A 24,469-nucleotide genomic window follows, 5' to 3' on the forward strand; every position below is an offset into this window, starting at 1 on the left:
TCCACGGCGCGGGGTGTCGCCGCTCACTGTTCCGCGGGCGCGGCCTGGCGCCGGTCCGAAATGTGGTGAACGCGTGAAGGCGCGGCACGGGGCCTGCGGGCGGCGTGGGGGAACTGGGGCGGCTGCCGGGTGATTCCACTCTCACCGTTGCTTGACGTCGAGGCAGTGCCTCTATTGTGTCGGGTGGTTCGTCGTGCCCTGGACCGTGCGGGTCCTCACCCCAGTTCGGGCACCGGACGCCCCTGAACGAGAGGAAGAGGCAGGACGTGGCTACTTGGAGTGCCCCGCAGATCCCGCCGTTCCGCCCGCGCGCGCGTAAGCAGTTCTGGAACTACCCGCGACCGTACCGCACGGGCTGGAAGGCTTGGCTGCCGTCGTGGCGTTTCGTCGTCGGCACGATGCTGGCCGGCTTCGCCCTGATCGGCGGCGTCGCGGTGGCGGCCTGGACGGGCACGACCATCGAGGGCGAGGTCGCGACGGCGACCCTGGAGACCTCGGTCGTCAAGTTCGCCGGCGACGGCGGAACCCTCGGTGAGTTCAAGGCCGAGGAGGACCGCAAGATCGTGACGGTCGACGAACTGCCGATCTGGGTGGCCAACGCCCCGGTGGCGTCCGAGGAGCGCGACTTCTACGCGCCGAACAACCTCGGCATCAGCATCCCCGGTATCGCGCGCTCGATCATCAACGGATCCGGGGGCGGGTCGACGCTGACCCAGCAGTACGTCGAGCAGTACCACATGGGCTGGAAGGCGTCGCCCACCTACACGGACAAGATCCGCGAGATGATCATGGCGATGAAGGTCCGCCAGGACCCGGAGGGCTATCCGGTCGAGAAGATTCTCGACGGCTACCTCAACGTCATCAACCTGGGCCGCGGCTCGTTCGGGATCCAGTCGGCCGCGAACGCCTACTACGGGAAGCAGGCCAAGGACCTCACGCCGTCGGAGTCCGCGTTCCTCGCCGGGATCATCCCGTCGCCGAACACCTATGACGCGTCCGAGGCGGGCCAGGAATGGGCTCAGGGGCGCTGGAAGCGCACACTCCGCCTGATGCACGAGGACGAGTGGATCGACGACGCGCAGTACGACGAGGCGGTCAAGGCGGGGTTCCCGACGCCCAAGGAGCAGAAGCCCCGGTCCTCGATGGGCGGTCCCAAGGGCTACGTTCTCGCGGAGATCGAGCGAGAGCTCGCCGATCAGGGATTCGATGTCTCAACGCTCAACCGGGACGGTCTCGTGGTCCACACGACGATCGACAAGAAGCTTCAGGCGCGCGCGGAGAAAGAGGCCGAGCTGCCGGATGACGCGAAGCAGAAGACGCGTTCCTCGCTCGTCTCCATCGACCCGAAGACCGGCGCGATCCGCGCGATGTACGGCGGGCCGGATTACACCGAGGAGAAGTTCGGGCAGAACGCGGCGACGGACAACTGGCAGCAGGGCGGTTCGACGTACAAGCCTTTCACCCTGATCGCGGCCCTGGAGAAGAAGATCTCGTTGTACGAGACGTACAACGGCGATGAGCCCCAGGAGTTCGACTTCTACACGCAGAGGAACGAGGCGACAGGACTGGAGGAACCGAAGCCGGTCACGAACTTCGGCAACCAGGACTTCGGTGAGATCAACCTGCTCGACGCGACGGCGCATTCGGTCAACACCGTGTACGTCCAACTCAACAACGACGTGACGTCGGCCGCCTCGGCGGATGTGGCCAAGCGCCTCGGTCTGGGTGTGGAGGGCTCCAACGCCTATCGCAAGTGGGAGGACGGCGGGAAGAAGGAGGGCGGCCCGGGCGAGGCGGAAGACGACATCTCGAACGTGCTCGGAACCTCGTACGTCTACACGGTCGACCTCGCTCGCGCCTACGCCACGATCGCGAACAAGGGCGTACGGACGACGCCGCACCTGGTGGACAAGGTGGTGAACCCGGACACAGGAGAGGTGCTGTACCAGGCCAACTACACGCCGGAGAGCGACCTGTTCGATCAACAGGTTATCGCCGATGCGACCTATGCCATGCAGCAGGTGGTCGACAACCCCGAGGGCTCCGGCCACTTCGCCCGATCGATGATCCCGGAGGAACGGCCCCTGGCAGGGAAGACCGGTTCGTCAAACGACAACTACTCGGCCTGGTTCGCCGGTTTCACACCGCAGCTCGCCACGGTGGTGGGTGTCTATCAGTTCGACACCGAGAAGCCGGGCTTTGAGCCGATCACCCCCTTCGGCGGGTTCGAGGCAGTCACCGGTGGTACCTGGCCGGTCCAGACGTGGACGAAGTTCATGGCGCCGGCGCTCGAGGGTATGCCGATCGAAGAGTTCCCCGAGCCGTCTCTGCAACCGGTACCTTCACCGACGCCTAGCCCGACGATCTCGGAGCCTGCGCTGATCATGGTGCCGACAGATCTGGTGGGGCGGCCGTGGGCAGACGTCCAAGCTGCGTTGATCGCGCTCGGTCTGAATCCTCAGCCGAGGACCGTCCAGGGGCACGGCAATGAGGCACCGGAGACGGTCGTGAACGTGGTCCAAGCCGGTCAGGAGGTACCTGCCGGTACCCAGATCGATGTCGAGATCACCGGCGGCGAGGAAGAGACCAGTACCGTCCCCTACGTCATCGACATGAACGTGGCGGAAGCGGAGACGACGCTGCGGCAGGCCGGATACAACGTGTCCCAGCAATGGGTCGAGAACGACGCGCCGAACGGAACGGTCATCGACCAGTCTCCGGGCGCGGAGACGGAACTGCCGCCCAATCAGACCGTGACCATCGTGGTTTCCAACGGCCCGACCGAGGACCCCGATGACGAGCCGACCTGCGGCGGTATCTTCAACGATCCCTGCGACGACGGCGGAGGGGAGCCCAGTCCGGATCCGACCATGTCGGAGCCCGGTACCGAGCCCGGTCCCGGCGGCGGCAACGGCAACGGGAACGACAGCGCCACCGAGTAGCACGGCCTGGTGACCGACAGCACCCCGTCCCGGATTCGTCCGGGGCGGGGTGCTGTCGGTAGACTCGGCCCTTGCTGCGCTCGACGCCACGCGATCTCGCGTGCTGCGGCCGGGCGCGGCGACGTGAAGAACCCTCCTGTCACGGATCGACCGTGACCGCTGAGACCAGAGGAGGTGGGTATCGACATGCGTCAGTACGAACTGATGGTGATCCTGGACCCGGAGGTCGAGGAGCGCACCGTCCAGCCGTCGCTCGAGAAGCTGCTCACGGTCGTGAAGACCGATGGCGGCTCCATCGACAAGATGGACATCTGGGGCCGGCGCCGCCTGTCCTTCGACATCGAGAAGAAGTCCGAGGGCATCTACGCCGTCATCGACTTCACCTCGACGCCGGACACCGCGAAGGAGCTGGACCGCCAGCTCGGCCTGAACGAGGTCGTGCTGCGCACCAAGATCCTGCGCACGGGCGGCCGCTGAGGCCATCCGGCAACACGCTTGAGCTGAAGTCCCCTCTCGCCCTGACCTCGCCGCACGGCGGATGTCAGTGTCTCGTGATGGGATGTGCGACGAAACGGCGTCGAGACGAATCGAGGAACTGTCATGGCCGGCGAGACCGTCATCACCGTGGTGGGAAACCTGACCGGTGACCCCGAGCTGCGCTTCACCCCGTCGGGTGCGGCCGTGGCGAACTTCACGATCGCGTCCACGCCCCGTGTCTTCGACCGCCAGAGCAACGAGTGGAAGGACGGGGAGACCCTGTTCATGCGCTGCTCGCTCTGGCGTGAGGCCGCGGAGAACGTCGCGGAGTCGCTCACCAAGGGCATGCGCTGCATCGCGCAGGGCCGCCTGGTGCAGCGCTCGTACGAGACCCGCGAGGGCGAGAAGCGCACCGTCGTCGAACTGCAGGTGGACGAGATCGGTCCGTCCCTGCGTCGCGCCACGGCCAAGGTCAGCCGCTCCAACCGGGGCGGCGGAGGCGGCGGCTTCGGCGGCGGCGACAACTTCGGTGGAGGCGGCGGCCAGGCCGGCGGCTTCTCCCAAGGCGGTTCCGGCGGAGGCTTCAGCTCGTCCGGTGGTGGTCAGCAGTCGGACCCGTGGGCCACGGCAGGCCCGGCGTCGTCCGGCGGCGGCGGGTTCTCGGAGGACCCGCCCTTCTGATCGGCACCAACCCAGATACCATCTTTCGCCCGTGCCCCTGGCGCTCGCGCCGGGCACGGACGGCACCTGAAGAAGGAGCAACACCATGGCGAAGCCTGTGGTGCGCAAGCCCAAGAAGAAGATCAACCCGCTGAAGTCGGCGAAGATCGCGAACATCGACTACAAGGACACCGCCCTGCTGCGGAAGTTCATCTCGGACCGCGGCAAGATCCGCGCCCGCCGGGTCACCGGTGTGTCCGTCCAGGAGCAGCGTCAGATCGCGAAGGCCGTGAAGAACGCCCGCGAGATGGCCCTGCTGCCGTACACGTCGACGGCTCGCTGAGGAAGGGATCGAGAACAATGGCAAAGCTGATCCTGACCAACGAGGTGACCGGCCTGGGCGAGCCCGGCGACGTCGTGGAGGTGAAGGACGGGTACGCCCGGAACTTCCTCATCCCGCGTTCGCTGGCCACCCCGTGGACCAAGGGCGCCGAGAAGGACGTCACCGCGATCCGTCGTGCCCGCAAGGCGCGCGAGATCGCCTCGCTCGACGACGCGAAGGCCCTGGCCGACTCGCTCAAGGCCAAGCCGGTCACGGTGAAGGCGAACGCCGGCCCCAGCGGCCGTCTGTTCGGTGCCGTCACCACCGGTGAGATCGCCGAGGCCGTCGCCGCGAACGGCGGCACGGTCGACAAGCGCAAGATCGAGATCGGCCAGCCCATCCGGGCCCTGGGCGACTACTCGGTCTCGATCCGCCTCCACCCGGAGGTCTCGGCCAAGATCAACGTCAAGGTCGTCAAGGGCTGACCCAGCCCGACCAGCGAGGGCCCCGGATCCACCAGGATCCGGGGCCCTTGTCGTCAACACCTGCTCCCACCCTCTGCTCAGCCGTTCGCCAGCGGCACGTACTTGCTGTAGCGCGAGTAGTACCTGTCCTGGAACGACCGGAAGGTGTCCCGCAGGAAACCTGTCTCCACCGCGTATTCCGCGAGCCCTCGGTAGTAGAACAGCTTCTCGTCGTCGAGCACGATGAACGGCATGATCCCCGCGGACAGGCATTGCTCGAACATCACGATGCGGCCCACCCGCCCGTTCCCGTCCTGGAACGGATGGATGGTCTCGAACCGATGGTGGAAATCGCAGATGTCCTCGAAGCTCATCGCCTCCGGATCGGGGTAGGCGGCAAGAAGTTCGGCGATGGCGCCATCCACCTCGTCAGGCGCCGTCGTCTCGATCTCGCCGACCATGTTCGGCACCTGTTTCCAGTCCCCCACGGCGAACCAGTCCTTGGCGGCGCCCCCGGTACCTGACTTGAGGATCCGGTGGTACTCCTTGATCCGCTCGGCGGACACGGCCGTCCCGACGCCGTCGAGCATCGCGTCGAACAGTCTGAAACTGTTGCTGGTCTCGACGACGTCATCTACCCGCGCGACCCCGTCCACGGTCCGGGTCTCGTAGATGTACCGCGTCTGCTCCTCCGACAGTTGGCTCCCCTCGATCCGGTTGGAGTTGTACGCCATCTGGACCTGGTTCAGATGATAGAGCCCTCCGCTGAGCCGCATGGCCCGTTGCTCCAGCAGCACCTCCCGGAACTTACCTCCATCGATCGGGTACTCCTCGCGGCTTCCCATACGCCAATCCTTCCAGGTGCCGGGTCAGAGCGGTCGCGCCTGGCGGGCACATTCCTCGATCGCTGCGATGAAAAGTCCGCCGGTTCCAGTGAGATTCGGGTGAGATTGTGTCCCCGCCTCGCCCACAGCCTTCGCGAAGGCCCCAGTCATCGCCACGTGCAACTTTTTGTGCCACGATCGATCAGCAACCCACGTCCACGTGCAGTTCGGCAGCCGCTTTCAGGGCGAACGCTGAGATGCTTCTCCCATGGACGGGGCGAGGTTCTTGGCGTGTACGTCCGCGCTCGCGATAAGGCAGGTGAATAGTGCAGTCTGGTCTAGGTTAGACCGCGGCGGGTGCTCTCAGACTGTCGGCCACCAATAGCACGCCCGAACTCGCGGCGATGTCGGGCTAGTGTCGGACCGCCGTTCGCATAGTGCTTCTGGTGGCGTGGCAGATCGTGGACCTGGCAGCAATCTTCCTCGGGGCTCTGTTGCAAGCTGTCCATCCGGTCGGGCCTTGCGAGCGATGCCCGTCGTAGTTCATCAACCCGATCACGGCTGCTGCAGTAGTTGGAGTGAGACATCTCACTCTTTATCTACTTTAGGCTCAAAGCAGCTAAGATCTCACATGTCTGTTCACCCGGCATGAGCTCTAGCCAGGGTGGAGTAGGCATGAAATGGCCTCGATTCCAGGAGGATACATGAAGAGATCCAGAGTGGCCGCGTCGGCCGCTGTGCTCGCGCTCGGTCTGGCGATCGGAGCGGCCGCGCCAGCGAGTGCAACGATCACCTACCCGCCGGAGGGTGGTCGTTGGAACCATGGTGCCGACGCAGATACCGTGTGGTCTATCTACTACCACCCGAGCAAGATTCACAAGGCGTCTACGTACGGTGCTAGCGGCTCGAAGAGCAGTGGCTGGAAGTCGTCCAACACGACTGCCTCTTGTGTAGATGGCGCGCGACTGTTCGGCAACAAAGCGTACTACGACGTTCTCTAGATCCTGACAGGTGGGTCGCCCCGTTCAGGGGTGGCCCACCTGCAGCGTTTAGGCCATCAGACAAATTTCGGAGCTTGAGTTCGAGGTGTGAAGATGAAATTTCGTGGAGTTCATTTTTCCTTTGCCGTTGTGTTGGGGCTCTTGACTACGGCCTGCAGTCAGGAAAGTCACACAGATGTGGATGTGCCGAATTTCGATGGGCCGTATGCCAACGAGTTCTCCGAATTCTATTCCAATACGAGTTCGGACTTTGCTAGGGAAGTACTCCACGATGGCGAGATTTCCGACGCCGAATATGCTGATATGGAGAAAATGTTTGGAGATTGCCTTCAAGATGGCGGCATCGAATTTAGTGGGTTCGCGCCGGACGGATCCTATGAAACGTCTGCTGCGCCAAATCCAGATGACACGCGTGGAATCGTCACTGGGTGTGAAGCTAAAATTGGATCCGACGTGATCGGTGCGTTGCACGACATTATTAGAGTAAATCCCGAAAACATCGACGCGGGACAGGCTGCTACTGAATGCCTGGTTGAGAGAGGCGTCGTCGCGGATGGGTATGACGTTAGTGACTACGAGCGCGACCTTGAAGGGAGGTTCGCAGATGCTGGAAGTCTTCCGCTGGAGCTGAGAGGCGCATTTCTCGAATGCGCATCTAATCCGTTTGGCTAACAAGCTGCGTCAGCATCTTCGCAATTCGTTGCTTTCAAGAAGTGCAAGAACCAGGCCGGTCGAGAGCTGAAAGGAGCCCGGCCTATACCGCATCGGCGTCTACATTCGCGGCCCGAATGCTAAGCTCTGATTCATTTCCTGGAGGTCCGCCGACGCCGCGGCCTGCCATCAGACTGGTCGCGTCTGACGGGCACGTTCCTCGATCGCTTCGATGAACCGTTCGCCGGTAGCCGGAACGATGGCCTCGCCCGCGTCGGCCACAGCCTTCGCGAAGGCCTCCGGCATCGCCGCGTGCATCTTGTGTCCGCGCTCGATCAACCAGTCCGCGTCCACCTGCAGTTCGGCGGCTGCCGTTTCGATCTGCGGCCAGCTGATCCGCCGCAGCCCGTACTCCCCGGCGATCTTCATCGCGAGTTTGCCCTTGTAGAACACCTCGCGTGGGGGCAGAACCAGCGCGGCCGACATGAGGTCGTAGAGCGGGGCCAAAGCCGAAGTACCACCGACATGAATCAGCGCGAAGTTCTTGGCGTGCGCGTCGGTGCCCGCGACAAGCCAGTTGAAGAGCGCGGCCTCCGCCAGCGCGTGCCGGGCGCTTTCAGCGCGCCTGCCGCCGACGGCGCGGCCAACCGTCTCCGCGATGACAGGCAAGGTCGGACCACCATCCGCCTGATACTTCTGATGACGAGGCAGACCGAGAGCCTGGCAGAAATCCTCCTGGTGGACTCGGTCCGGCGGCCATGTTCCTGGCGCGCTTCGCCTGTCGAAGCGCTCGACGACCACGGCCGACTGGTCCTCGAACCTCATGAGTTCGACGCGAGCGACATTGAGGCCCAGATGGCTTGCCGCACGCATCGTCACGAACTCGGCTGCATCGCTCTCGTCAAGGTGGCTGATCCCGACCTTCACGATGTGCGTGCTTGGGGCGCTGCCCGTCGGAATCCCCCACTCGCCCTCGTTGAGCGACAGCGCGAACTTGCCCTGCTGCCCGCTGAGAGACCAGCGGTCGCCTGAGTTCTTGACCGTCCAGGAGATGTCGTCCTTGCGCAGCGCGCGGAGACGTGCAGCGATATCTGCTTCGGTAAGCCGCGTGAACTCACCGGTGTCACGGGTGTCACCGGGCGCATTGCTCTCGTCGAAAAACTGAACAGCGCCTGCGCAGTCGAGCCCGATGTGGGAGAGCAGCGCGAATGGTGTCGGGTTCACTTCCTCGAACTCGACGGCCCACCGGGCGCGAACTCTGCCGTTGTCCGGCATCAGGTTGTCGATCCACGGGAAGATCGAGTCATGCGGATGCGTGTCTCGGGTCAGGGGGAGCGACAGAGACAGCGGCGTGGGGCTGAGGCTACTTCGGTAGCCGTCGTCGTACCGGAATGTGAGGCTGCCGTTCTCGGCCTGGCTGAGGTGTCCGGTGAGCCCTCCGTTCAGCCAGACCGTAAGGCAATTTGCCATTTGCAAAGAATCGACGAAATGACGATCCGATGCAAGGTCTTTGATGCGCGGCGTCGGGATGTCAGCAATTCCTTGCACGGCAATCAGACCAGCCCGTGCCGATGGGCCAGCACGACCGCCTGGACGCGGTCGCGGAGGTGGAGCTTGGACAGCAGGTTGGAGACGTGGGTCTTGACCGTGGCCTCGCCCAGCCAGAGGCGCTGGGCGATCTCGCTGTTGGACAGGCCCGTGCCGACCAGTTCCAGGACCTCGCGTTCGCGGGGCGTGAGGGTCGCGAGGGCGGCGTCGTCCGGCACGGGACGATCCGCCGCCCGGAGGGTGTCCGACGACGTCGCCGGGCCCGCGCCGACCGCCGCCCCACCCGCCCCGCCGTCGACCATCTGCCGGATCACGCGCCGCGTGACCTCCGGCGCCAGCAGCGCGTGACCCGCGGCGACCGTGCGGACCGCCTCGACCATGCGTTCCGCGTCCGAGTTCTTCAGGAGGAAGCCGCTCGCGCCCGCCGACAGCGCCTGGAAGACGTACTCGTCGTTGTCGAAGGTGGTCAGGACCAGGACCCGCGCGAGGTCGTCGGCGACGAAGCGCCGGGTCGCCTCGATGCCGTCCATGACCGGCATCTGCACGTCCATGAGGACGACGTCGGGCCGCAGCTCGCGGGCGAGCTCCACGGCCTCGGCGCCGTCGGACGCCTCGCCGACCACCTCGATGTCGTCCTCCACCGAGAGGATGAGCGCGAACCCGGACCGCACCAGCCGCTGGTCGTCGACCAGCATCACCCGGATCACCGCAGTGCCCCTTCCGGCAGGGGGAGGCGGACGCGGACCCGGTAGCCCGTCGTGGCCCGGGGCCCCGCGTCCACCTCGCCGTCGTGGGCCGCCGCCCGTTCCCGGATGCCGAGCAGCCCGAGGCCGCTTCCCGACGTTCCCGGCCGCGGGCGCCCGTCGTCCAGCACCTCGACCTCCGCCCACCCGTGCGGCATCCTCCGGTCCCCGCGCCGGTCCACCCGCAGCGTCACGGACGCGCCCCGGGCCGTCGAGTGTTTCCGCACGTTGTTCAGCGCCTCCTGAGTCGTCCGGTACAACGTCGCCCCTACCGGCCCCGGAACGGACTCGGTCGCGCCCACGGGTTCCTCGACCAGCCGGTACGCACATGTCAGCCCGTCGGTGTCGTCCCCGGCCAGCAACGCGATCCCCGCCAGGTTCGCGGTGCTCGCCGAGTCGGCCGGCGTCGTCCCCTCGGAACCGTCGCCCTGCCGCAGCGTCCCCACCAGACCGCGCATCTGCTCGACCCCCTCCCGCGACGACTTCTCGATCACCGCAAGCGCCTCGGTCGCCTTGTCCGGGTCCCGCGTCAGCACCCGCCGCGCCGCGGCGGCCTGCACGCCGATCACCGACACATGATGTGCGACGACGTCGTGCAGCTCGCGGGCGATCCGCATCCGCTCCTCCAGGATCGCGTGATCCCGCAGCTCCTCGGCCTGGCGCTCGATCGTGGCCGACTGGACCGCGATCTGCTCCCGCCGCCGGGCCCCGTGCCAGCCGGACTGCCCCAGCAGGATCGCACCCCCGAAGTAGACGATGTTCATGAGCAGCTGGTGCAGGGTCAGCGCGACCCACGGCGACAGCAGGCCCGGCTGGTCGCGGCCGATGAACTCCAGGAACTCGTCGCGCACCGTGGCGTCCGAGAGCTGCACCGCGATCCAGCCGAACATCGTCACCAGGACGACGCCGACCCCGATGAGCATCGCCCGCCGGTCCCGCGCCCACGCCACCCCCGAGTACAGCGCCATGAACGAGGCGACCTGTAGCGGAGCCACCTGCGTCACCGCGTTCATCGACAGCCCGGTGCCGAGGAACAGCGCGTACACGACGAGCATCGACGCGATCGGGAACCGCCGCCGCCAGGCCAGCGGCAGCGTGGTCACGGCGGCCAGCACGTGCGGCGCCCATCCCGGCAGGTCCGAGCCCTGGGACGTGCCCAGGAACATGCCGGCGCTGCGCGCCAGCTCGGTCGCGAGGACGCCGAGCGTCATGAGGCACCCGGCGAGGATCAGGTCGTGGCGGTAGGCACGGCGCGGGTCGGCGGGCACGCGTTCCCACTCGGCGTCGGCCCCGAACCACCGCGTCATCCTGGCTAGCGAACTCACGCCCTCACCCTAGGCACGCATCGGGCGCTGCGGTTCCCCCTGCGGGTGGAGGTCGGCGGTGGTGGTCGACCCGGCTGACCTCCAGCAAGTAGGTTGGCGCCGTGATCGTCGACGTTCCCGCCTCGTCCCGCACCACCGTGCTGCTGCGGTACGCCGCGGCCTTCCTCGTGTGCGGGTCGGCGATCCTGCTGTTCGCCGTCCACATCCGGCCGATCGCGTACCTGCCGCTCGTCGCGGGCGTGCTCCTGGGCCTCTGGGTCGACCGAGCGCTCGGCAAGGACCTCGCGCTGATCGCCGTCGGCCTCGGCATCATCTCGACGATCTCCCTGGAAGCGGACCTGTCGAACGCCGGCATGCTGCGCTTCACGCTCGCGCTCGGCGGCGCCGTGCTCGTGCCGTGGGCGCTGTCGCGTTACCTGCTGAAGGACGACGCCGTGAAGTTCCCCGTCGCGACGGGCACCCGGTGGGGGCGCGGCCAGTGGGTCTACCTGGCCGCCGTCGTCGTGATCGGCTACCTGATCCTGCCGTTCTACTTCCTGGGCTCCGGCGCCTACCTCAACTGGCCGGACCTCGAGGGCTCGCAGGACATCTGGCGGCTGTTCGTCGGCGTGAACGCCGTGGGGATCTGGGACGAGCTGTTCTTCATCTGCGTGTGCTTCACGCTGCTGTGCCGCCACTTCCCGGTGTGGCACGCCAACGTGCTGCAGTCGCTGATCTTCGTGTCGTTCCTCTGGGAGCTCGGCTACCGCGAGTGGGGGCCGCTGCTGACCGTCCCGTTCGCGCTGGTCCAGGGGTGGATCTTCGCGAAGTTCAAGTCCCTGCCGTACGTGGTCACGGTCCACCTGCTGTTCGACGCCGTCGTGTTCGCCGTCCTGGTGCACGGCCACCACCCGCAGCTCTTCGACGTCTTCGTCACGGCGCCGTAGGCGCCCCGCACCTCACAGCCCGTCGAGCAGTTCCCTCATGCGGGCCGTCTCCGCCTGCTGGTCGACGCCGATGTTCGCGGCGAGCTCCTGGATCTTCTGGTCGACGCCGGTGGTCGTGATGTCCGAGCACATCGCGATCGCGCCCCGGTGATGCTCGATCATTCCCTCCAGGAACAGGCGGTCGAACTCCGTGCCCGACGCCGCCTCCAGCTCCGCCATCTCGGCCGCCGTGAGCATTCCTGGCATGAGGTCGTGGCCGTGCGGGTCGTCCGGGACGCGCGGGCCGGTGCCGTCGCCGCCGCCGTCGTGCAGGACCGGGACGGGCTGGTCGCGTTCGGTGAGCCAGTCCGACATGAGGCCGATCTCGGCCTCCTGCATGTTGTTCATCCGGTCGGCAAGTGCCTTGACCTGCTCGGACGCGGAGCGCTCCGGCACCCAGGCGGTCATGACCACGGCCTGGTCGTGGTGCCGGATCATGCCGGCGGCGAACTCGGCGTCGGCCTCGTTCCAGTCGTCCTCGGCGGGGGCGCCGGTGAAGTCCTCGGGGGCGACGGTCCGGGCCGGTTCGCCCGGCTTGCCGGGCTGCAGCACCACGGACGACGGCGTGGAGACCGCCGTCGGCTCGGCCCCGCCGGTGCAACCGGCCGCGCCCAGCGCCGCCACGAGCACGCCGCACGCGACCGCCCGGCCGCGCCCCGGACGCCGTCGTCGTGCCACGGCGTTCGCCGGCCTGCGCGTGGGCTGCATCGTTCACTCCAAGAAATCTTCGTGCGGAACTGCGGTTGCCGGAACGATCCTCTCGCGCCCGTGTCACCGGCCTGTAAAAAATGTCCGATCGTGCTGGACGAATCCTCCGAAGAAGGTAAGACTCGCAAGTGACCCTAGCAAGGAGGTGTGACGCACGTGCGTCGATCAACACTGAAGAAATTGCGTCCGAAGGGAGCCGCAGCGACCCTCGCGGTAGCCCTCACGACGGTCATGTTCGCGGCGCCCATGGCCGCTGCCGAGCCCGGCGACGGCGCCGGGGCCGCTGACACGACGACGACGTCGGTCAGCGGTGCAGCCACCAGGAGCGCGGCGGACCCGGACGTCCCGCCGGGCGAGGTCGAGAGCTTCCGCCTGCAGCACCTGCACAACAACCCGAAGAACGGGACCCTGCAGAGCACGGGCTCGGACATCGCGTTCAAGGGCAGGTACGCGTTCGCCGGGAACTACGACGGCTTCACCGTCTACGACCTGTCGAACCCGGCCGCTCCCGAGCAACTGGTGCAGGTGTACTGCCCGGGCGGGCAGAACGACGTGTCGGTCCACGGGAACATCCTGGTGACGTCCACGGACTCGCGGCGTACGGACGACTCGTGCGACAGCACGTCGTCGTCGGACCCCGCGAACTACTGGGAGGGCATCCGGGTCTGGGACATCTCCGACCCGGCGAACCCGGTGTACGTGAAGTCGGTGGAGACGTCCTGCGGTTCGCACACCAACTCGCTCGCGCCGTCGAAGGACGGCAGGAGCGTGTACGTGTACGTGTCCTCGTACTTCCCGAGCGACACGCTCGTGAACTGCACGCGGCCCCACGACCTGATCTCGATCGTGAAGATCCCGAAGGCGGACCTCGCGGCCTCCGAGATCGTGGCCACCCCGGTGCTCTTCCCGGACGGCGGGTACACGCACCCCGAGGGCCCGGACAGCTACTACTCGACGTCGGGCTGCCACGACATCACCACCTACGTGAAGTTCGATCTCGCGGCGGGCGCGTGCATGGGTGACGGCATCCTGATGGACATCTCCGACCGCGAGAAGCCGCGGATCATCAGCAGCGCACGGGACACGGAGAACTTCGCGTTCTGGCACTCGGCGACGTTCAGCAACGACGGCACCAAGGTGGTCTTCACCGACGAGCTCGGCGGCGGCGGTCTGGCGACCTGCACCGACGAGTTCCGGCCGGAGCAGGGCGCCAACGGGATCTACGACATCAAGCGCGGCAAGCTGCGGTTCGCGTCGTACTACAAGATCCCGCGGATCAACACCGCGGCCGAGAACTGCGTGGCCCACAACGGCTCGCTGATCCCGGTCAAGGGCAAGGACCTGATGGTGCAGTCCTGGTACCAGGGCGGCGTCTCGGCGTTTGACTTCACCGACTCGAAGAACCCGAAGGAGATCGCCTGGTTCGACCGCGGCGAGGGCCTGAGCGGCGGCGGCACGTGGTCCACGTACTACTACAACGGCTACGTGTACTCGAACGACCTGTCGGTCGGCTTCGACACCTTCAAGCTCGACCCGTCGATCGACCGCCGGGCGAACAAGCACCTCCCGGGTCTGAACCCGCAGACCCAGACGCAGTTCTGACCGGACCGCCCGGGTAGGGCCGTCGGGTACGGGGTAGGGCCTGCGGGCGCCACGACGAGGCGCTCGCAGGCCCGACGTCGCGCCGTCAGGCTGCTTCCCCCGGCGGTTCCCGGGCGCACGGTTGTGGCGGGACCGGGAGTTCGTATGGGAACCTTCCGGACATGACTTCCGAGGCCGCGGGGCGATCCGGATACGACCTGGGCAAGAGGCTGCGGGTCATGGGGGCGATCCTGGCTGCCGGGATCGCGGCCGTGCTCGCCGTGGTGCTGTGGCTGGGCGTCGCCGTCCCCGCCCAGCAGGCCGCCGACGGCTACAGCGACGCCGACCGGGTGTACGCCCAGGTCATGGCCGAGCACAACGCCCAGGCGATCGAGCTGGCGTCCCTCGCGCCCGCGCGGAGCGACAACCCGGTGGTGCTGGAGCTGGTGCACGAGGTCGGCAGCGCGTCCGCCGAGCAGGCCGACGCCCTCGCGGTGTGGCTGGCCGAGCGGCGGATCCCCGTCCCGGCGTCGGCCACGGCGGCCCTCGCGCTCGTCGAGGCGGGCGGCCTGGACGGCACGAGGGACGACGGCGCCGCCGGGTCCGGCCCCCGGGCGCCGGCCGGCCTGCAGCACGTGCACGGCAAGGGGACCGACCACGGCATGCTCACGCCCGAGCAGATCGACGCGATGTCGCAGCTCGAGGAGGCCGAGTTCGACGCGGCGCTGCTCGGCGCGCTGATCGAGCACCACTACGGCGGCCTGGAACCCGCCGACGAGGAGATCGCCGGCGGCAGGGACGCCGACGCGATCGCGCTGGCGGAAGCCGAGCGCGAACGGATCAGCGGCGAGGCGAACAGGCTCCAGGAGATGCTCGCGGTCGTGGGCCCGACGGCGCAGTAGCCCGCGCCCGCGCCCACCTCCTCGGCACCGAGCCCGCGGGCCGGGCCGCTGCCCCGCGAAGGCCCGACCTCAGGCGGAAGCGACTCCCTCTCCAGGGTGATCTGCGGCGGCTGCCGCAGGTCCTAGCGTGAGCCCCATGAGCACAGCACAGGGGGAGGGCCTCGAGGTCCGGTCCCTCGTTCGCGTCTTCGGCAGCGGCGGCACGGCCGTGCGCGCCGTGGACGACGTCAGCTTCCACGCGCCCGCCGGCCTGCTGACGGGTTTCGTCGGCGGCAACGGCGCCGGCAAGACGTCCACGATGCGGATGATGATGGGCGTCCTGGCGCCGTCGTCGGGCGAGACCCTGTTCGGCGGCCGCCCCGTCACGGCGGCGGACCGGCGCACGTTCGGCTACATGCCCGAGGAACGCGGCCTCTACCCCAAGCAACCCGTCCTCGACCAGCTCGTCTACCTCGCGCGCCTGCGCGGCATCCCCGCCGCGACCGCCCGCGCCGAGGTGCTGGACCACCTCGCCCGCCTCGGCCTCGCGGACCGCGCCCGGGAGCACGTCGAGAAACTCTCCCTCGGGAACCAGCAGCGCGTGCAGATCATCGCCGCGGTCATGGGCTCGCCCCGCGCACTGATCCTCGACGAGCCGTTCAGCGGCCTCGACCCGGCCGCCGTCGACGGCATGGTCGACCTGCTGCGCGAGCACACCTCCCGCGGCGTGCCCGTCCTGTTCTCGTCGCACCAGCTCGACCTGGTCGAACGCCTCTGCGAGCGGCTCGTGATCCTGCGCCAGGGCAAGGTCGTCGCCGACGGCACCCCCGCGAGCCTCGCCGCGCGCGGCGTCGTCCGGCACCGCCTCGTCCTGTCCGGCGACGCCGGCTGGGTGCGCGGCATGGACGGCGTGCACGCCGTCGACATCGACGGTTCCGTCGCGCTCGTCGAGGTGTCCGACGACGACGCCGCCCGCCGCCTGCTCGGCGCGGCCCTGGACCGGGGCGGGGTCCACGAGTTCTCGCCCGTGCGCCCCAGCCTGACCGAGATCTACCGAGAGGTGGCCGCCTGATGCCTGTCTCCGAGCGCGAACGCCCCCTGGCCGCCACGACCGGGCCGCGCCCCGGCCCGGCGGCGCCTGCGGACTCCCCCGCCTGGCTCATCGTCATGCAGCGCGAGATCGTCGCGCGCGTCATGAACAAGGCCTTCCTCCTCGGGCTCGGCGTGACCGTGCTGCTCATCGCGGGCATCGCCGGGTTCTTCGCCTGGCAGGGCGGTCAGGCCGACAGCTACGCCGTCGCCGTCGTCGCGGGCGACGAGCCCGCGGCCGACGCCGTCGGGCTGGCCGACGAGGACCTGCGCGAGAACGGCGGCGAGGGGGAGCTGACCGTGCTGGAGGTCGCCGACGCCGAGGCGGCGCGGGCGGCGCTCGCGGACGAGTCGGCCGACGTGTGGCTGAGCAGCGCGGGCGGCGGCTCCGCCGCGGCGGACGGCGGGGCGGCCGGGGCCGCCCCCGAGTTCGACTGGAACCTCGCCGGCTGGGGCGAGCCGAGCCAGAAGCTCACGCTGCTCCTGGCCCCCGTCGCCGAGCAGGTGACGCTCGCCGAGCGGGCCGAGGCGTCGGGCACGAGCCTGACCGCGCTGTCGCGCGGCGGCGAGCTGGACACCCGGCGGCTGGACGGCAGCGGCGTCGGGGCGGGGGTGGTCGAGTTCGCGAGCTACGCGATGGCGTTCCTCTTCTTCATCGGGGCGCTCGGGTCCGGGCAGATGATCGCGTCCAGCGTCGTCGAGGAGAAGCAGTCCCGGCTGGTGGAGATCATCGCGTCGGCGGTGCCGCTGCGGCACGTCCTGGCGGGCAAGGTGCTGGGGAACTCCGTGATCGCGCTCGCGCAGAACCTCGTGTTCGCGTCCGTGGGGCTGATCGGGCTGGCCCTGACGGACTACAAGGGCGCGGTGCCGGCGATGACCGCCTCGCTGACCTGGTTCGTCGTGTTCTTCACCGTCGGGTTCGTGGCGGTGGCGTCCCTGTACGCGATGTCGGGGGCGCTGGCGTCGCGTACCGAGGACCTGCAGGGCACGACGGCGCCGCTGACGATGGTGCTGATGGCCATCTACCTGACGACCTTCGGGGCGGAGGGGACGCTCGAGCGGGTGCTGTCGTTCGTGCCGCTGACCTCGATCGTCTCCATGCCGACGCGGGTGCTCGCGGGGGACGCGGCGTGGTGGGAGCCGGTGGTCTCCGTCGTCCTCCTCGCGGCGTTCGCCGTGGTGGCCGTGCTGGTGTCGGAGAAGGCGTACCGGCGGGCCCTGCTGCAGACCGGCGGGCGGGTGAGCTGGAGGCACGCGCTCGGCCGCGCCTGACGGGGCCGGGGAGGTAGCTGCCGGAAACATGGGGTGAAGGGGTTTCACGGGCTTGTCCCGCGGCGGCAACACCACCGAAACCGCCCGGCCGCAGCATGGTGGGACCGAGGCGTCGACCCCGACGCCCTGCCCGCCAGGAGGCCGACCATGGATGCCGCGATCCGGATGCAGTCCATCATTGCCGCAGCTGAACGCTCCCGCCCCCTCGGGAACCGGCCGCAGCGCGTCCGGCCCGCCCCGGGCGAGGGGAACGCGGGCGACACGCTGACCACCGACCCCCAGGACCGCAAGCGCCGCGCCCACGCCGCCCTGCTGGACCTCGTCGAGCAGACGGCGGCCAAGCGCCGCCGCTGATCCGGCGGCCGGTGACCCGCCCGCGAGCAGAGCCGCCGCCGCGCGGTCCGCGGCCCCGCGCCGGGACGGCGGGCACCCGTTCGCGCGATCCGTCGTCCCGGAGCGCGGAGGGCATGGCCCGCGGGTGGTGGGCTGTGGAAAACTCCGTTCCATGTCCAGACCGGAGGACGATTCCCACGACGAGAGCGGCGTGCTGCTCGACAGCGTGCCCGAGCACATCAAGAACCCGTCCGGGGACGTGCCCGGCCCGGCCGATCCGGCGGACGACGACGCCGCCGGGGACGGCCGCTCGAACCGGGCGCGGCGGGGTCCGGTCGCGGGTGCGGCGCTGCTGGGTCCGGGGTTGCGGCGCTCCGCTGCCGCGTCCGCCGGCGGGCTGCGCAAGGCGGGCGGCGCGCTGCGGTCGATGGTCCCGGGCAGCGTCACGGGGCGGGCGATCCTCGCCGGTGGCGTCGCCGTCGTCGTCGCGGGCGCCGTCGTCGGCACGACCGTCGTCCAGGCGAACCAGCGCGACGCGCGCCTGCGCGCGGCGCCCGGGGGCGTGCTGACGCTGGCCGAGGCGCCTCGTGAGGCCTGGCACGTCGACCTCGGCGACGCCGTCGAACCGCGCGTCGTCCCCGTCGGGGACCTGGCCGCCGTCACGGCCGGGGGCAGGGTGCTCGGGCTCGACCCGGAGACCGGCGAGCAACGCTGGGCGGTGGAGGTGCTCGGCAAGGCCGCGGTGTCCCAGGGCGCCACGGTGCGGTGCGGGTCGTCACCCCAGCCGGTCGGGTCGATCGCGGTGCGCACGCCGGCGCCGTCGGACCCGCTGGTCTGCGTGACGGAGGGCGGCGGCACGACCGAGGCGATCGTGATCGGCGCCGACGGCGCCGTCGAACGCCGCGAGCTCAAGACGGCCGGGGACGACGCCGCCGGGCTGCCCGCTCCCGTGCTCGCGCCCCTGCCCGACGGCGGGATCGCGGTGCTGACCCGGGACGACACCCCCGTCGACCTCGGCGAGGCCCGCGTCGTCGAGGACGGCAGCACCGCGTCCGTCAAGGGGAACGTGCGATCCGCGCCCGGGCTCACCGTGCGCGTCGAGGACGCCGCGACCGGGGAACCGCGCTGGGAGCGCACGGTGGAGTTCGACGCCGGGGCGCAGGCGAACTCCTGCATCATGTGGACGCCCGAAGGCCCCGAGCTCGACGTGACCGGGGAGCTGACCTGGTCCGCGAACGGCGAGCTGATCAGCGCCGACTCCTGCGGGATCAGCGCGCGCCTGGCGACGTCGGACGGCGCGCCGCAACCCGTCGCCGACGGGGAGCCGACGGCCACGCCGTGGGCGACCGCCGATCCGGACCTCGACCCCGCGCTCGTCCCCCGGATCGAGGACGCGACCGGCGTCCTGGCGCAGACCGCGGGCACCGCGGTGCTGCTCACGGCGAAGGGCGAGATCGTGGCGTACGACGTCCGGTCCGGCGACCGGCGCTGGACCGCGGACGTCCTCGGGAAGGACGCCGCCACCGTCGCCGGCAGCTCCGCCTTCGGCGCGTACACGGACGGGCGGTCCGTGATGCTCGTGCTCGACGGCAGGGCCACCGGTGGCGACGGGCCGCTGCGCCTCGTCGCCCTCGACCTCGCGACCGGCGAGACCACCTGGGACATCTCGCAGGACCAGCCGTACTACCAGGTCGCCGCGATCGACGGGCACCTGGTGCAGATCAACGGGACCGGCGTGTCGGGGCTCGCGACCGCCTCCTGATATCGCCCGCCGCACAACCCTTTCCCGGGCAGGTTCGTCGGGAGGGGTATGACGCCACGGATCGGAGCCCGCCATGGGCTGGCATGACGAGCTCGAGACGCTCGCCAGGGAGCGCGGCAGCGCGCTGACCGGGTACGCCTACACCCTGTGCGGCGATCCGCGGCAGGCCGAGGACCTCGTGCAGGAGGCGCTCGTGCGCTACTGCTCCCGGCTCGTGACCCCGCGCGCGGTGCGCGGCCAGGACCACGGCGAGGCCGGGATGCGCGCCGTCCCCCTGGACGACGTCGGCGCCGGCCCGGCCGGGTCACCCGTGCGCGTCGAGCGGGTCGAGGCGTTCGTGCGCCGCACCATCCTCAACCTCTACCTCGACGGGTGGCGGCGCAGGAAGCGCTGGACGCTGCTCGAACCGCGCGTCGCGGAGGCCGGGTACATCCCCTTCCCCGACTCGGGCATCACCGCGCGCGCCGACGTCGTCCTCGCCCTGCGGTCGCTCACGCCCCGCCAGCGCTCCGCCGTCGTGCTGCGGTTCTTCGAGGACATGACGATCAATCAGGTCGCCGAGGCGCTCGGCACCGCGCCCGGCACCGTCAAGCGGTACCTGCACGAGGCGATGCGCACCCTGCGCGGCGTCCTGGAGCCGATGAACGCGGGCGGAGGTCTGTGATGAACCACGAGGACGACTGGAACCAGGACTACGGCTGGGCCGACCCCGAGGGGAGCAGGATCTTGGCCGAGACGCTCATCGCGATGGCCGACGGCGTCGACCCCTACTCGCCGACCGGGCCCGCCGCGAACGTCCGCGGGATGGCGGGCAGCGTGCGGCGGCGCCGGGCCGCGAAGCTCGGGGCGGCCGGCGGCGGGGCGCTCGCGGTCGCCGCGCTGCTGGTGTTCGGCGGGCCGCAGCTCGTGCCCGACGGCGACGCGGCGCCGGTGCTGCCGGGGAACCCGTCGCCGTCGTCGAGGGCGACCGAGGCGCCGGAGCGGTCCGCCGCGGTGGCGCCGCGGGCGCCGAGGCCGGTGCCGGTCGACGGCGCCCAGCTGCGGATCGACGAGGCCGCCGAGCAGCCCCCGCTGCTCCGGGGGACCCGGCTGCGGTGCGGGGAGTCGTGGTCGCGGGTGGGGACGTCGTTCGACACGCGGCTGGAGCTCTCCGGGCTCACCAGCACCGCGTCCTGGTACGAGGGCGAGTGGTACTTCGGCGAGCGGGCGGCGGTCAGGGCCGTGGACGCCGCCGGCGGGCCGGTGGTCCGTGCCGGCCTGCAGTGGCCGAACCTCGTGTGGACGACGCGCGCGGGCACCGTGGTCGACCTCGGTTCCGGCTGGGAGACCCCGGACTCGTTCACCAACACCGAGAACACGTCCGGCGTCACCGAGGCGTGGGACGACCGGTCCAGCGAGTGCCTGGACTCGAAGGACGGCGCCCTGCCGGACGGCACGTACCAGGTGCGGGCCGTGTCGGTCGAGGACGGCACGCTGGTGGCGAGCGAGCCGGTGGCGGTCACGATCGTGGCGGGCGAACGCTTCCTCGCCGGCGGCGGCCTGGAGACCGCGGAGCCGCTCGACCTTCCGCAGGGGCCGGACGCGGCGCTCCTGGAGCAGGGCGGGATCAACAGCGTCGTCCTGGACCGCACCGGCGAGTACGAGCGGCTGATCGGTTACGTCGGGGACTGGGCCGCGCTGGAGAAGACGGTGGCGCGGGACGTGGTGTTCGAGGTCCGCGGGAGCTGCTCCGTGGCCGCGGGCGTCACCGAGGCGCGCAGCGTCGGGCTGACGGTGCGCGGCTCGTTCAACGGCGCGATCGAGGCCGCGGAGCGGATCCGGTGCGACGGCCGGGAGCACGCGACGGGCGAGTACGTCCACAGCGGGATCCCGTTCAGCGCCGACGGCGACGTCGGGCTCTACCTGACCCAGGTGCCGGACGACGTCGCCCAGGCGAACGTGCGGCTGGTCCCGGCACAGGCCCCCGCCCCGGGCCCGACCGTGGCCACGGCCGGGTAGGGCCCTACCGCGCGGCCGGAGCCTCCGGCAGGGCCGCGCGCACCGCGTCCCAGACGCCCAGGAGGTACTGGATGCCGAGGGCGCGGTCGTAGAGGCCGTAGCCCGGGCGGGGGCGGTGGGTCGTGTTCTCGTCCCAGAGGTGCCGGCCGTGGTCCGGCCGGAGGTATCCCGTGTAGCCGGCCTCGGCGTAGGCGCGCATGATGCCGACGGTGTCGACGTCGCCCTCGCAGGCGCGGTGCGCCACCTCGGTGAAGTCGCCGCCGCCGAGGTGCTTGATGTTGCGCACGTGGCTGAAGTGGATGCGGTCCATGAACGTGACCACGGCGTCGACGGCGTCGGCCCCCTCGTTCGCCGAGAAGCTCCCGAGGCAGAGCGCGAGGCCGTGGCGCGGGCTGTCGTTCAGCGCGAGGACGCGCGCCAGGTCCTCCTTCGTGGACACGACGCGCGGCCAGCCGAACACGTCGAACGGCGGGTCGTCGGGGTGCACCGCGAGGCTGATGCCGAACTCGTCGCAGACCGGGACGACCGCGTCCAGGAAGTACTCGTAGTGCGCGTACATGTCGTCGTGGGTGACGCCCTCGTAGGCGGCGGCGATCTCGGGGAGGCGGGCCATGCGCTCGGGCTCCCAGCCGGGCAGGGTGAGCTCCGCCGCGCCGGACAGGACGGCGTCGGCCGCCTTGGCCGGATCCATCCGGTCGACGACGGCCTGCTCGTAGAACAACGCGGTCGAGCCGTCCGGGAGCGGGTGCCACAGGTCGGTGCGCAGCCAGTCGAAGACCGGCATGAAGTTGTACGTGACGACCTTGACGCCCGCGCGGGCGAGCCGTTCCAGCGTGGCGGCGTAGTTCTCGATCGCCTCGTCGCGGTCCATCCCGAGCACCCGCTTGCCGACCTTGATCGACTCGTGGACGTTCACCGACTCCACGACCTCGGCGTCGAACGTGCGCGTGACGCCGCGCTCGCGGGCCTCGGCGGGGATCGTGGTGATCCGCGCGACCTCGGCGTCGATCTCCTCCTGGCTCCACGCCTCGCCCGCCTGCTTGTGGTGCAGGGACCAGACGATCGTCTCGACTCCGGGGATCTGGCGGATGTGGTCGAGGGTGACGGTGTCGTTGCCGTCGCCGTACCAGCGAAAGCCCATCTTCATCGCGTGCGAGCTCCATCGGTCGTGGGTGAGTGCAAACGTTTGCACGATCGTAGCGCGCTCGAAGACGTCACTGGGGCATCGTCCGGGCGGGCGCCGTCCGCGGCCCTGCGGACACGGCCGACGGAGCCGGCCCACCAGGAACCGGGCCGTCCGCCGGTGGGTGGTCAGGCCGGGAGGCGGTCCCGGAGCCAGGTGATGTCCGGGGCCATGGCGCCCTTGGTCTCGCAGATGACCGGGGCGCCGGCCGCCGCGATGACGGCGACCAGCTCGGCCTCGGGGATCTGGCCCTGGCCGAAGTTGGTGTGGCGGTCCGCGCCGGAGCCCGCCGCGTCGCGGGAGTCGTTGGCGTGGACCAGGTCGATGCGGCCGGTGATCGCGCGGACCTGGGCGGCGGCCTCGCCGAGGTCCAGCCCGCCCGCCCAGGCGTGGCACGTGTCGAGGCAGAAACCCACCTTCGCCGCGCCGTCGGCCTGCTGGATCGCGGCCCAGAGCTGCTCGATCCGCTCCAGGCGGCGTGTCATGGAGTGATCGCCGCCCGCGGTGTTCTCGATGAGCACCGGGACGTCGGTCTCCAGCGCGTCGATCGCCTTGCGCCAGTTGTCGAAGCCCTTGGCGGGCTCGTCCTTCTCCCCGACGTGCCCGCCGTGCACGACGACGCCGAGCGCGCCCACCTCGGCGGCCCGGTCCATCGTGGTCTGCAGCAGCTTCCGGCTCGGGATCCGGATGCGGTTGTTCGTCGAGGCCACGTTGATGACGTAGGGCGCGTGGACGTACACGTCGAGCCCGGCCTCGGCGACGTCGGCCCGGAACCGGTCCACGCCGCCCTCGTACGGCAGGTCGCCGACCTTCCACTGCTGCGGATTGCTGAGGAACACCTGCACCTGGTCCGCCGCGAGCTCCTTCGCCGCCGCGACGGCCCCGGCCAGCTCCACGTGCGCGCCGATCTTCACCATGCGGACCACACTACGGCGACTCACTGACATCGGGGCCGCCGGAGATCAGTCGCTCAGCTCCCGGTCGATCCAGAAGGCCACGATCACCATGACCAGGCCCGCGACAGCGATCCCCCAGTCGACCGTGCCCTGCGGCTGGACCTGTGCCCAGTAGGCCTCGAACCATTCCGGGAAGGAGTCCGCCTGCGCCATCGGCGACGACCCCGGGTCGTCGTTGCTGGCAAGCACCCGGGCGGGAAAGAGCATCGTGATCCCGAAGGCGAGCAGCAGCACGACGAGGTGCACGGCGGGAGGCATCGACCCGACGCCGAACTGCGTGACCACCAGCAGCGCAAGGGCCAGGAGCGCGAGCAGCGACAGCACGCCCGTGAGCCATTCCGGCAGGGCAGGGGGAGCGATCGTGACCACCCACACCCCCGCGTAGAAGATCAGTGCCGGCGGGCACAGGAGCCTCTTGATCGCACCGCGCACCACCTGCCTCTGGCCCACCAGCACCAGGGGCAGGGCGGCGGGCATGATCATCAGGCAGAGCGCCGACCAGATCGCGAGCAGGGGCACGAACGCGCTCCGGAGCGCGGCGATGCCCGCATCGACGTCCGTCCCCTGCACGGTCCACCCGAACGTGTTGACCCAGTCGATCGCGCCGAGCACGAAGGCGATCACCAGCTCGGCCCCGAAGAGGGCCAGCGTGACCGGCCAGTTGTCCGGCCACCAGCACGTGAGCCAGCTCTCGTCGTCGTCCATCCGGAAGCCTCCCCACATATCGGGCCACATCAGATCGTGGATCCGCGCGAGGCGCAACCCCCTTCCGGCCGCTCCCGTC

24 protein-coding genes are annotated in these 24,469 nt (G+C 69.6%); 16 read left to right on the plus strand and 8 right to left on the minus strand.

Features of this window, described 5'->3' with window-relative positions:
* The first annotated feature begins 266 nt into the window (after positions 1-266).
* The 5 genes from ABD208_RS11690 to rplI all read left to right on the plus strand — a co-directional run bounded on the left by ABD208_RS11690 (position 267) and on the right by rplI (position 4,886).
* On the plus strand, positions 267-2,942 hold the full coding sequence (locus ABD208_RS11690; RefSeq protein WP_344102873.1) for a transglycosylase domain-containing protein: 2,676 nt from the start codon (positions 267-269) through the stop codon (positions 2,940-2,942).
* Between the two features lie 186 nt (positions 2,943-3,128).
* Positions 3,129-3,419: a 30S ribosomal protein S6 gene (rpsF, locus tag ABD208_RS11695; RefSeq protein WP_344102875.1), complete on the plus strand. Its 291-nt coding sequence runs from the start codon at positions 3,129-3,131 to the stop codon at positions 3,417-3,419.
* A gap of 123 nt (positions 3,420-3,542) precedes the next feature.
* The gene (locus ABD208_RS11700; RefSeq protein ID WP_344102877.1) at positions 3,543-4,100 is read left to right on the plus strand and encodes a single-stranded DNA-binding protein; all 558 of its coding nucleotides are present in this window, start codon (positions 3,543-3,545) and stop codon (positions 4,098-4,100) included.
* An 85-nt stretch (positions 4,101-4,185) separates the two neighbouring features.
* On the plus strand, positions 4,186-4,422 hold the full coding sequence (gene rpsR / locus ABD208_RS11705) for a 30S ribosomal protein S18 (protein WP_020013532.1): 237 nt from the start codon (positions 4,186-4,188) through the stop codon (positions 4,420-4,422).
* 17 nt (positions 4,423-4,439) lie between these two features.
* Entirely contained in the window at positions 4,440-4,886 is a 447-nt protein-coding gene (gene rplI, locus ABD208_RS11710; RefSeq protein ID WP_344102886.1) for a 50S ribosomal protein L9, read from the plus strand.
* Between the two features lie 77 nt (positions 4,887-4,963).
* On the opposite strand, the gene ABD208_RS11715 is transcribed toward rplI, so the two are convergent.
* On the minus strand, positions 4,964-5,710 hold the full coding sequence (locus tag ABD208_RS11715; RefSeq protein ID WP_344102888.1) for a Fic family protein: 747 nt from the start codon (positions 5,708-5,710) through the stop codon (positions 4,964-4,966).
* A gap of 683 nt (positions 5,711-6,393) precedes the next feature.
* On the opposite strand from ABD208_RS11715, the gene ABD208_RS20465 reads away from it, so the two are divergent.
* Complete coding sequence (locus tag ABD208_RS20465; RefSeq protein ID WP_425561100.1) at positions 6,394-6,690, plus strand: lactococcin 972 family bacteriocin; 297 nt, start codon at positions 6,394-6,396, stop codon at positions 6,688-6,690.
* A gap of 87 nt (positions 6,691-6,777) precedes the next feature.
* Entirely contained in the window at positions 6,778-7,362 is a 585-nt protein-coding gene (locus ABD208_RS11720) for a hypothetical protein (RefSeq protein ID WP_344102890.1), read from the plus strand.
* 168 nt (positions 7,363-7,530) lie between these two features.
* Here ABD208_RS11720 and ABD208_RS11725 read toward each other — a convergent pair whose 3' ends face one another.
* From ABD208_RS11725 to ABD208_RS11735, 3 genes are read right to left on the minus strand one after another with little or no spacing between them, the layout of a single operon-like run.
* Entirely contained in the window at positions 7,531-8,889 is a 1,359-nt protein-coding gene (locus ABD208_RS11725) for a type II toxin-antitoxin system HipA family toxin (protein WP_344102892.1), read from the minus strand.
* A gap of 5 nt (positions 8,890-8,894) precedes the next feature.
* Complete coding sequence (locus ABD208_RS11730; protein WP_344102894.1) at positions 8,895-9,596, minus strand: response regulator; 702 nt, start codon at positions 9,594-9,596, stop codon at positions 8,895-8,897.
* Complete coding sequence (locus ABD208_RS11735; RefSeq protein WP_344102896.1) at positions 9,593-10,957, minus strand: histidine kinase; 1,365 nt, start codon at positions 10,955-10,957, stop codon at positions 9,593-9,595. The genes ABD208_RS11730 and ABD208_RS11735 overlap by 4 nt, the downstream gene beginning before the upstream one ends.
* A gap of 104 nt (positions 10,958-11,061) precedes the next feature.
* Between ABD208_RS11735 and ABD208_RS11740 the strand changes: the two genes are divergently transcribed.
* The gene (locus ABD208_RS11740; RefSeq protein ID WP_425561107.1) at positions 11,062-11,883 is read left to right on the plus strand and encodes a CPBP family intramembrane glutamic endopeptidase; all 822 of its coding nucleotides are present in this window, start codon (positions 11,062-11,064) and stop codon (positions 11,881-11,883) included.
* Positions 11,884-11,895: 12 nt separating this feature from the next.
* Here ABD208_RS11740 and ABD208_RS11745 read toward each other — a convergent pair whose 3' ends face one another.
* Positions 11,896-12,630 (minus strand): DUF305 domain-containing protein, encoded by a 735-nt coding sequence (locus ABD208_RS11745; protein WP_344102901.1) that lies wholly within the window; start codon positions 12,628-12,630, stop codon positions 11,896-11,898.
* Positions 12,631-12,786: 156 nt separating this feature from the next.
* On the opposite strand from ABD208_RS11745, the gene ABD208_RS11750 reads away from it, so the two are divergent.
* The 8 genes from ABD208_RS11750 to ABD208_RS11785 all read left to right on the plus strand — a co-directional run bounded on the left by ABD208_RS11750 (position 12,787) and on the right by ABD208_RS11785 (position 21,546).
* Complete coding sequence (locus ABD208_RS11750) at positions 12,787-14,232, plus strand: LVIVD repeat-containing protein (protein WP_344102903.1); 1,446 nt, start codon at positions 12,787-12,789, stop codon at positions 14,230-14,232.
* Positions 14,233-14,393: 161 nt separating this feature from the next.
* Complete coding sequence (locus ABD208_RS11755) at positions 14,394-15,113, plus strand: DUF305 domain-containing protein (RefSeq protein WP_344102905.1); 720 nt, start codon at positions 14,394-14,396, stop codon at positions 15,111-15,113.
* A gap of 136 nt (positions 15,114-15,249) precedes the next feature.
* Positions 15,250-16,164 carry an ABC transporter ATP-binding protein gene (locus tag ABD208_RS11760; protein WP_344102907.1) on the plus strand — a complete coding sequence of 305 codons (915 nt, stop codon included), beginning with the start codon at positions 15,250-15,252 and terminating at the stop codon, positions 16,162-16,164.
* Complete coding sequence (locus tag ABD208_RS11765) at positions 16,164-17,453, plus strand: ABC transporter permease (protein WP_344102909.1); 1,290 nt, start codon at positions 16,164-16,166, stop codon at positions 17,451-17,453. Before ABD208_RS11760 ends, ABD208_RS11765 begins: the two co-directional genes overlap by 1 nt.
* A 147-nt stretch (positions 17,454-17,600) precedes the next feature.
* Positions 17,601-17,807, plus strand: a complete 207-nt coding sequence (locus ABD208_RS11770) for a hypothetical protein (RefSeq protein ID WP_344102912.1) — start codon at positions 17,601-17,603, stop codon at positions 17,805-17,807.
* A gap of 151 nt (positions 17,808-17,958) precedes the next feature.
* Positions 17,959-19,548, plus strand: coding sequence for an outer membrane protein assembly factor BamB family protein (locus tag ABD208_RS11775; RefSeq protein WP_344102914.1), 1,590 nt, complete (start codon positions 17,959-17,961; stop codon positions 19,546-19,548).
* A 73-nt stretch (positions 19,549-19,621) separates the two neighbouring features.
* Positions 19,622-20,212 (plus strand): sigma-70 family RNA polymerase sigma factor, encoded by a 591-nt coding sequence (locus ABD208_RS11780; protein ID WP_344102916.1) that lies wholly within the window; start codon positions 19,622-19,624, stop codon positions 20,210-20,212.
* Positions 20,212-21,546 (plus strand): hypothetical protein, encoded by a 1,335-nt coding sequence (locus ABD208_RS11785; RefSeq protein ID WP_344102918.1) that lies wholly within the window; start codon positions 20,212-20,214, stop codon positions 21,544-21,546. Before ABD208_RS11780 ends, ABD208_RS11785 begins: the two co-directional genes overlap by 1 nt.
* Before the next feature lie 4 nt (positions 21,547-21,550).
* Here the strand turns inward: ABD208_RS11785 and ABD208_RS11790 are convergent, their stop codons facing one another.
* From ABD208_RS11790 to ABD208_RS11800, 3 genes are all read right to left on the minus strand, one after another.
* Entirely contained in the window at positions 21,551-22,693 is a 1,143-nt protein-coding gene (locus ABD208_RS11790; RefSeq protein ID WP_344102920.1) for a mannonate dehydratase, read from the minus strand.
* 164 nt (positions 22,694-22,857) lie between these two features.
* On the minus strand, positions 22,858-23,646 hold the full coding sequence (locus ABD208_RS11795) for a deoxyribonuclease IV (RefSeq protein ID WP_344102922.1): 789 nt from the start codon (positions 23,644-23,646) through the stop codon (positions 22,858-22,860).
* 45 nt (positions 23,647-23,691) lie between these two features.
* Positions 23,692-24,390, minus strand: a complete 699-nt coding sequence (locus tag ABD208_RS11800; RefSeq protein ID WP_344102924.1) for a hypothetical protein — start codon at positions 24,388-24,390, stop codon at positions 23,692-23,694.
* Positions 24,391-24,469: the final 79 nt, after the last annotated feature.

The sequence above is a fragment of the Myceligenerans crystallogenes genome (assembly GCF_039529775.1).
GTDB lineage: Bacteria > Actinomycetota > Actinomycetes > Actinomycetales > Cellulomonadaceae > Myceligenerans > Myceligenerans crystallogenes.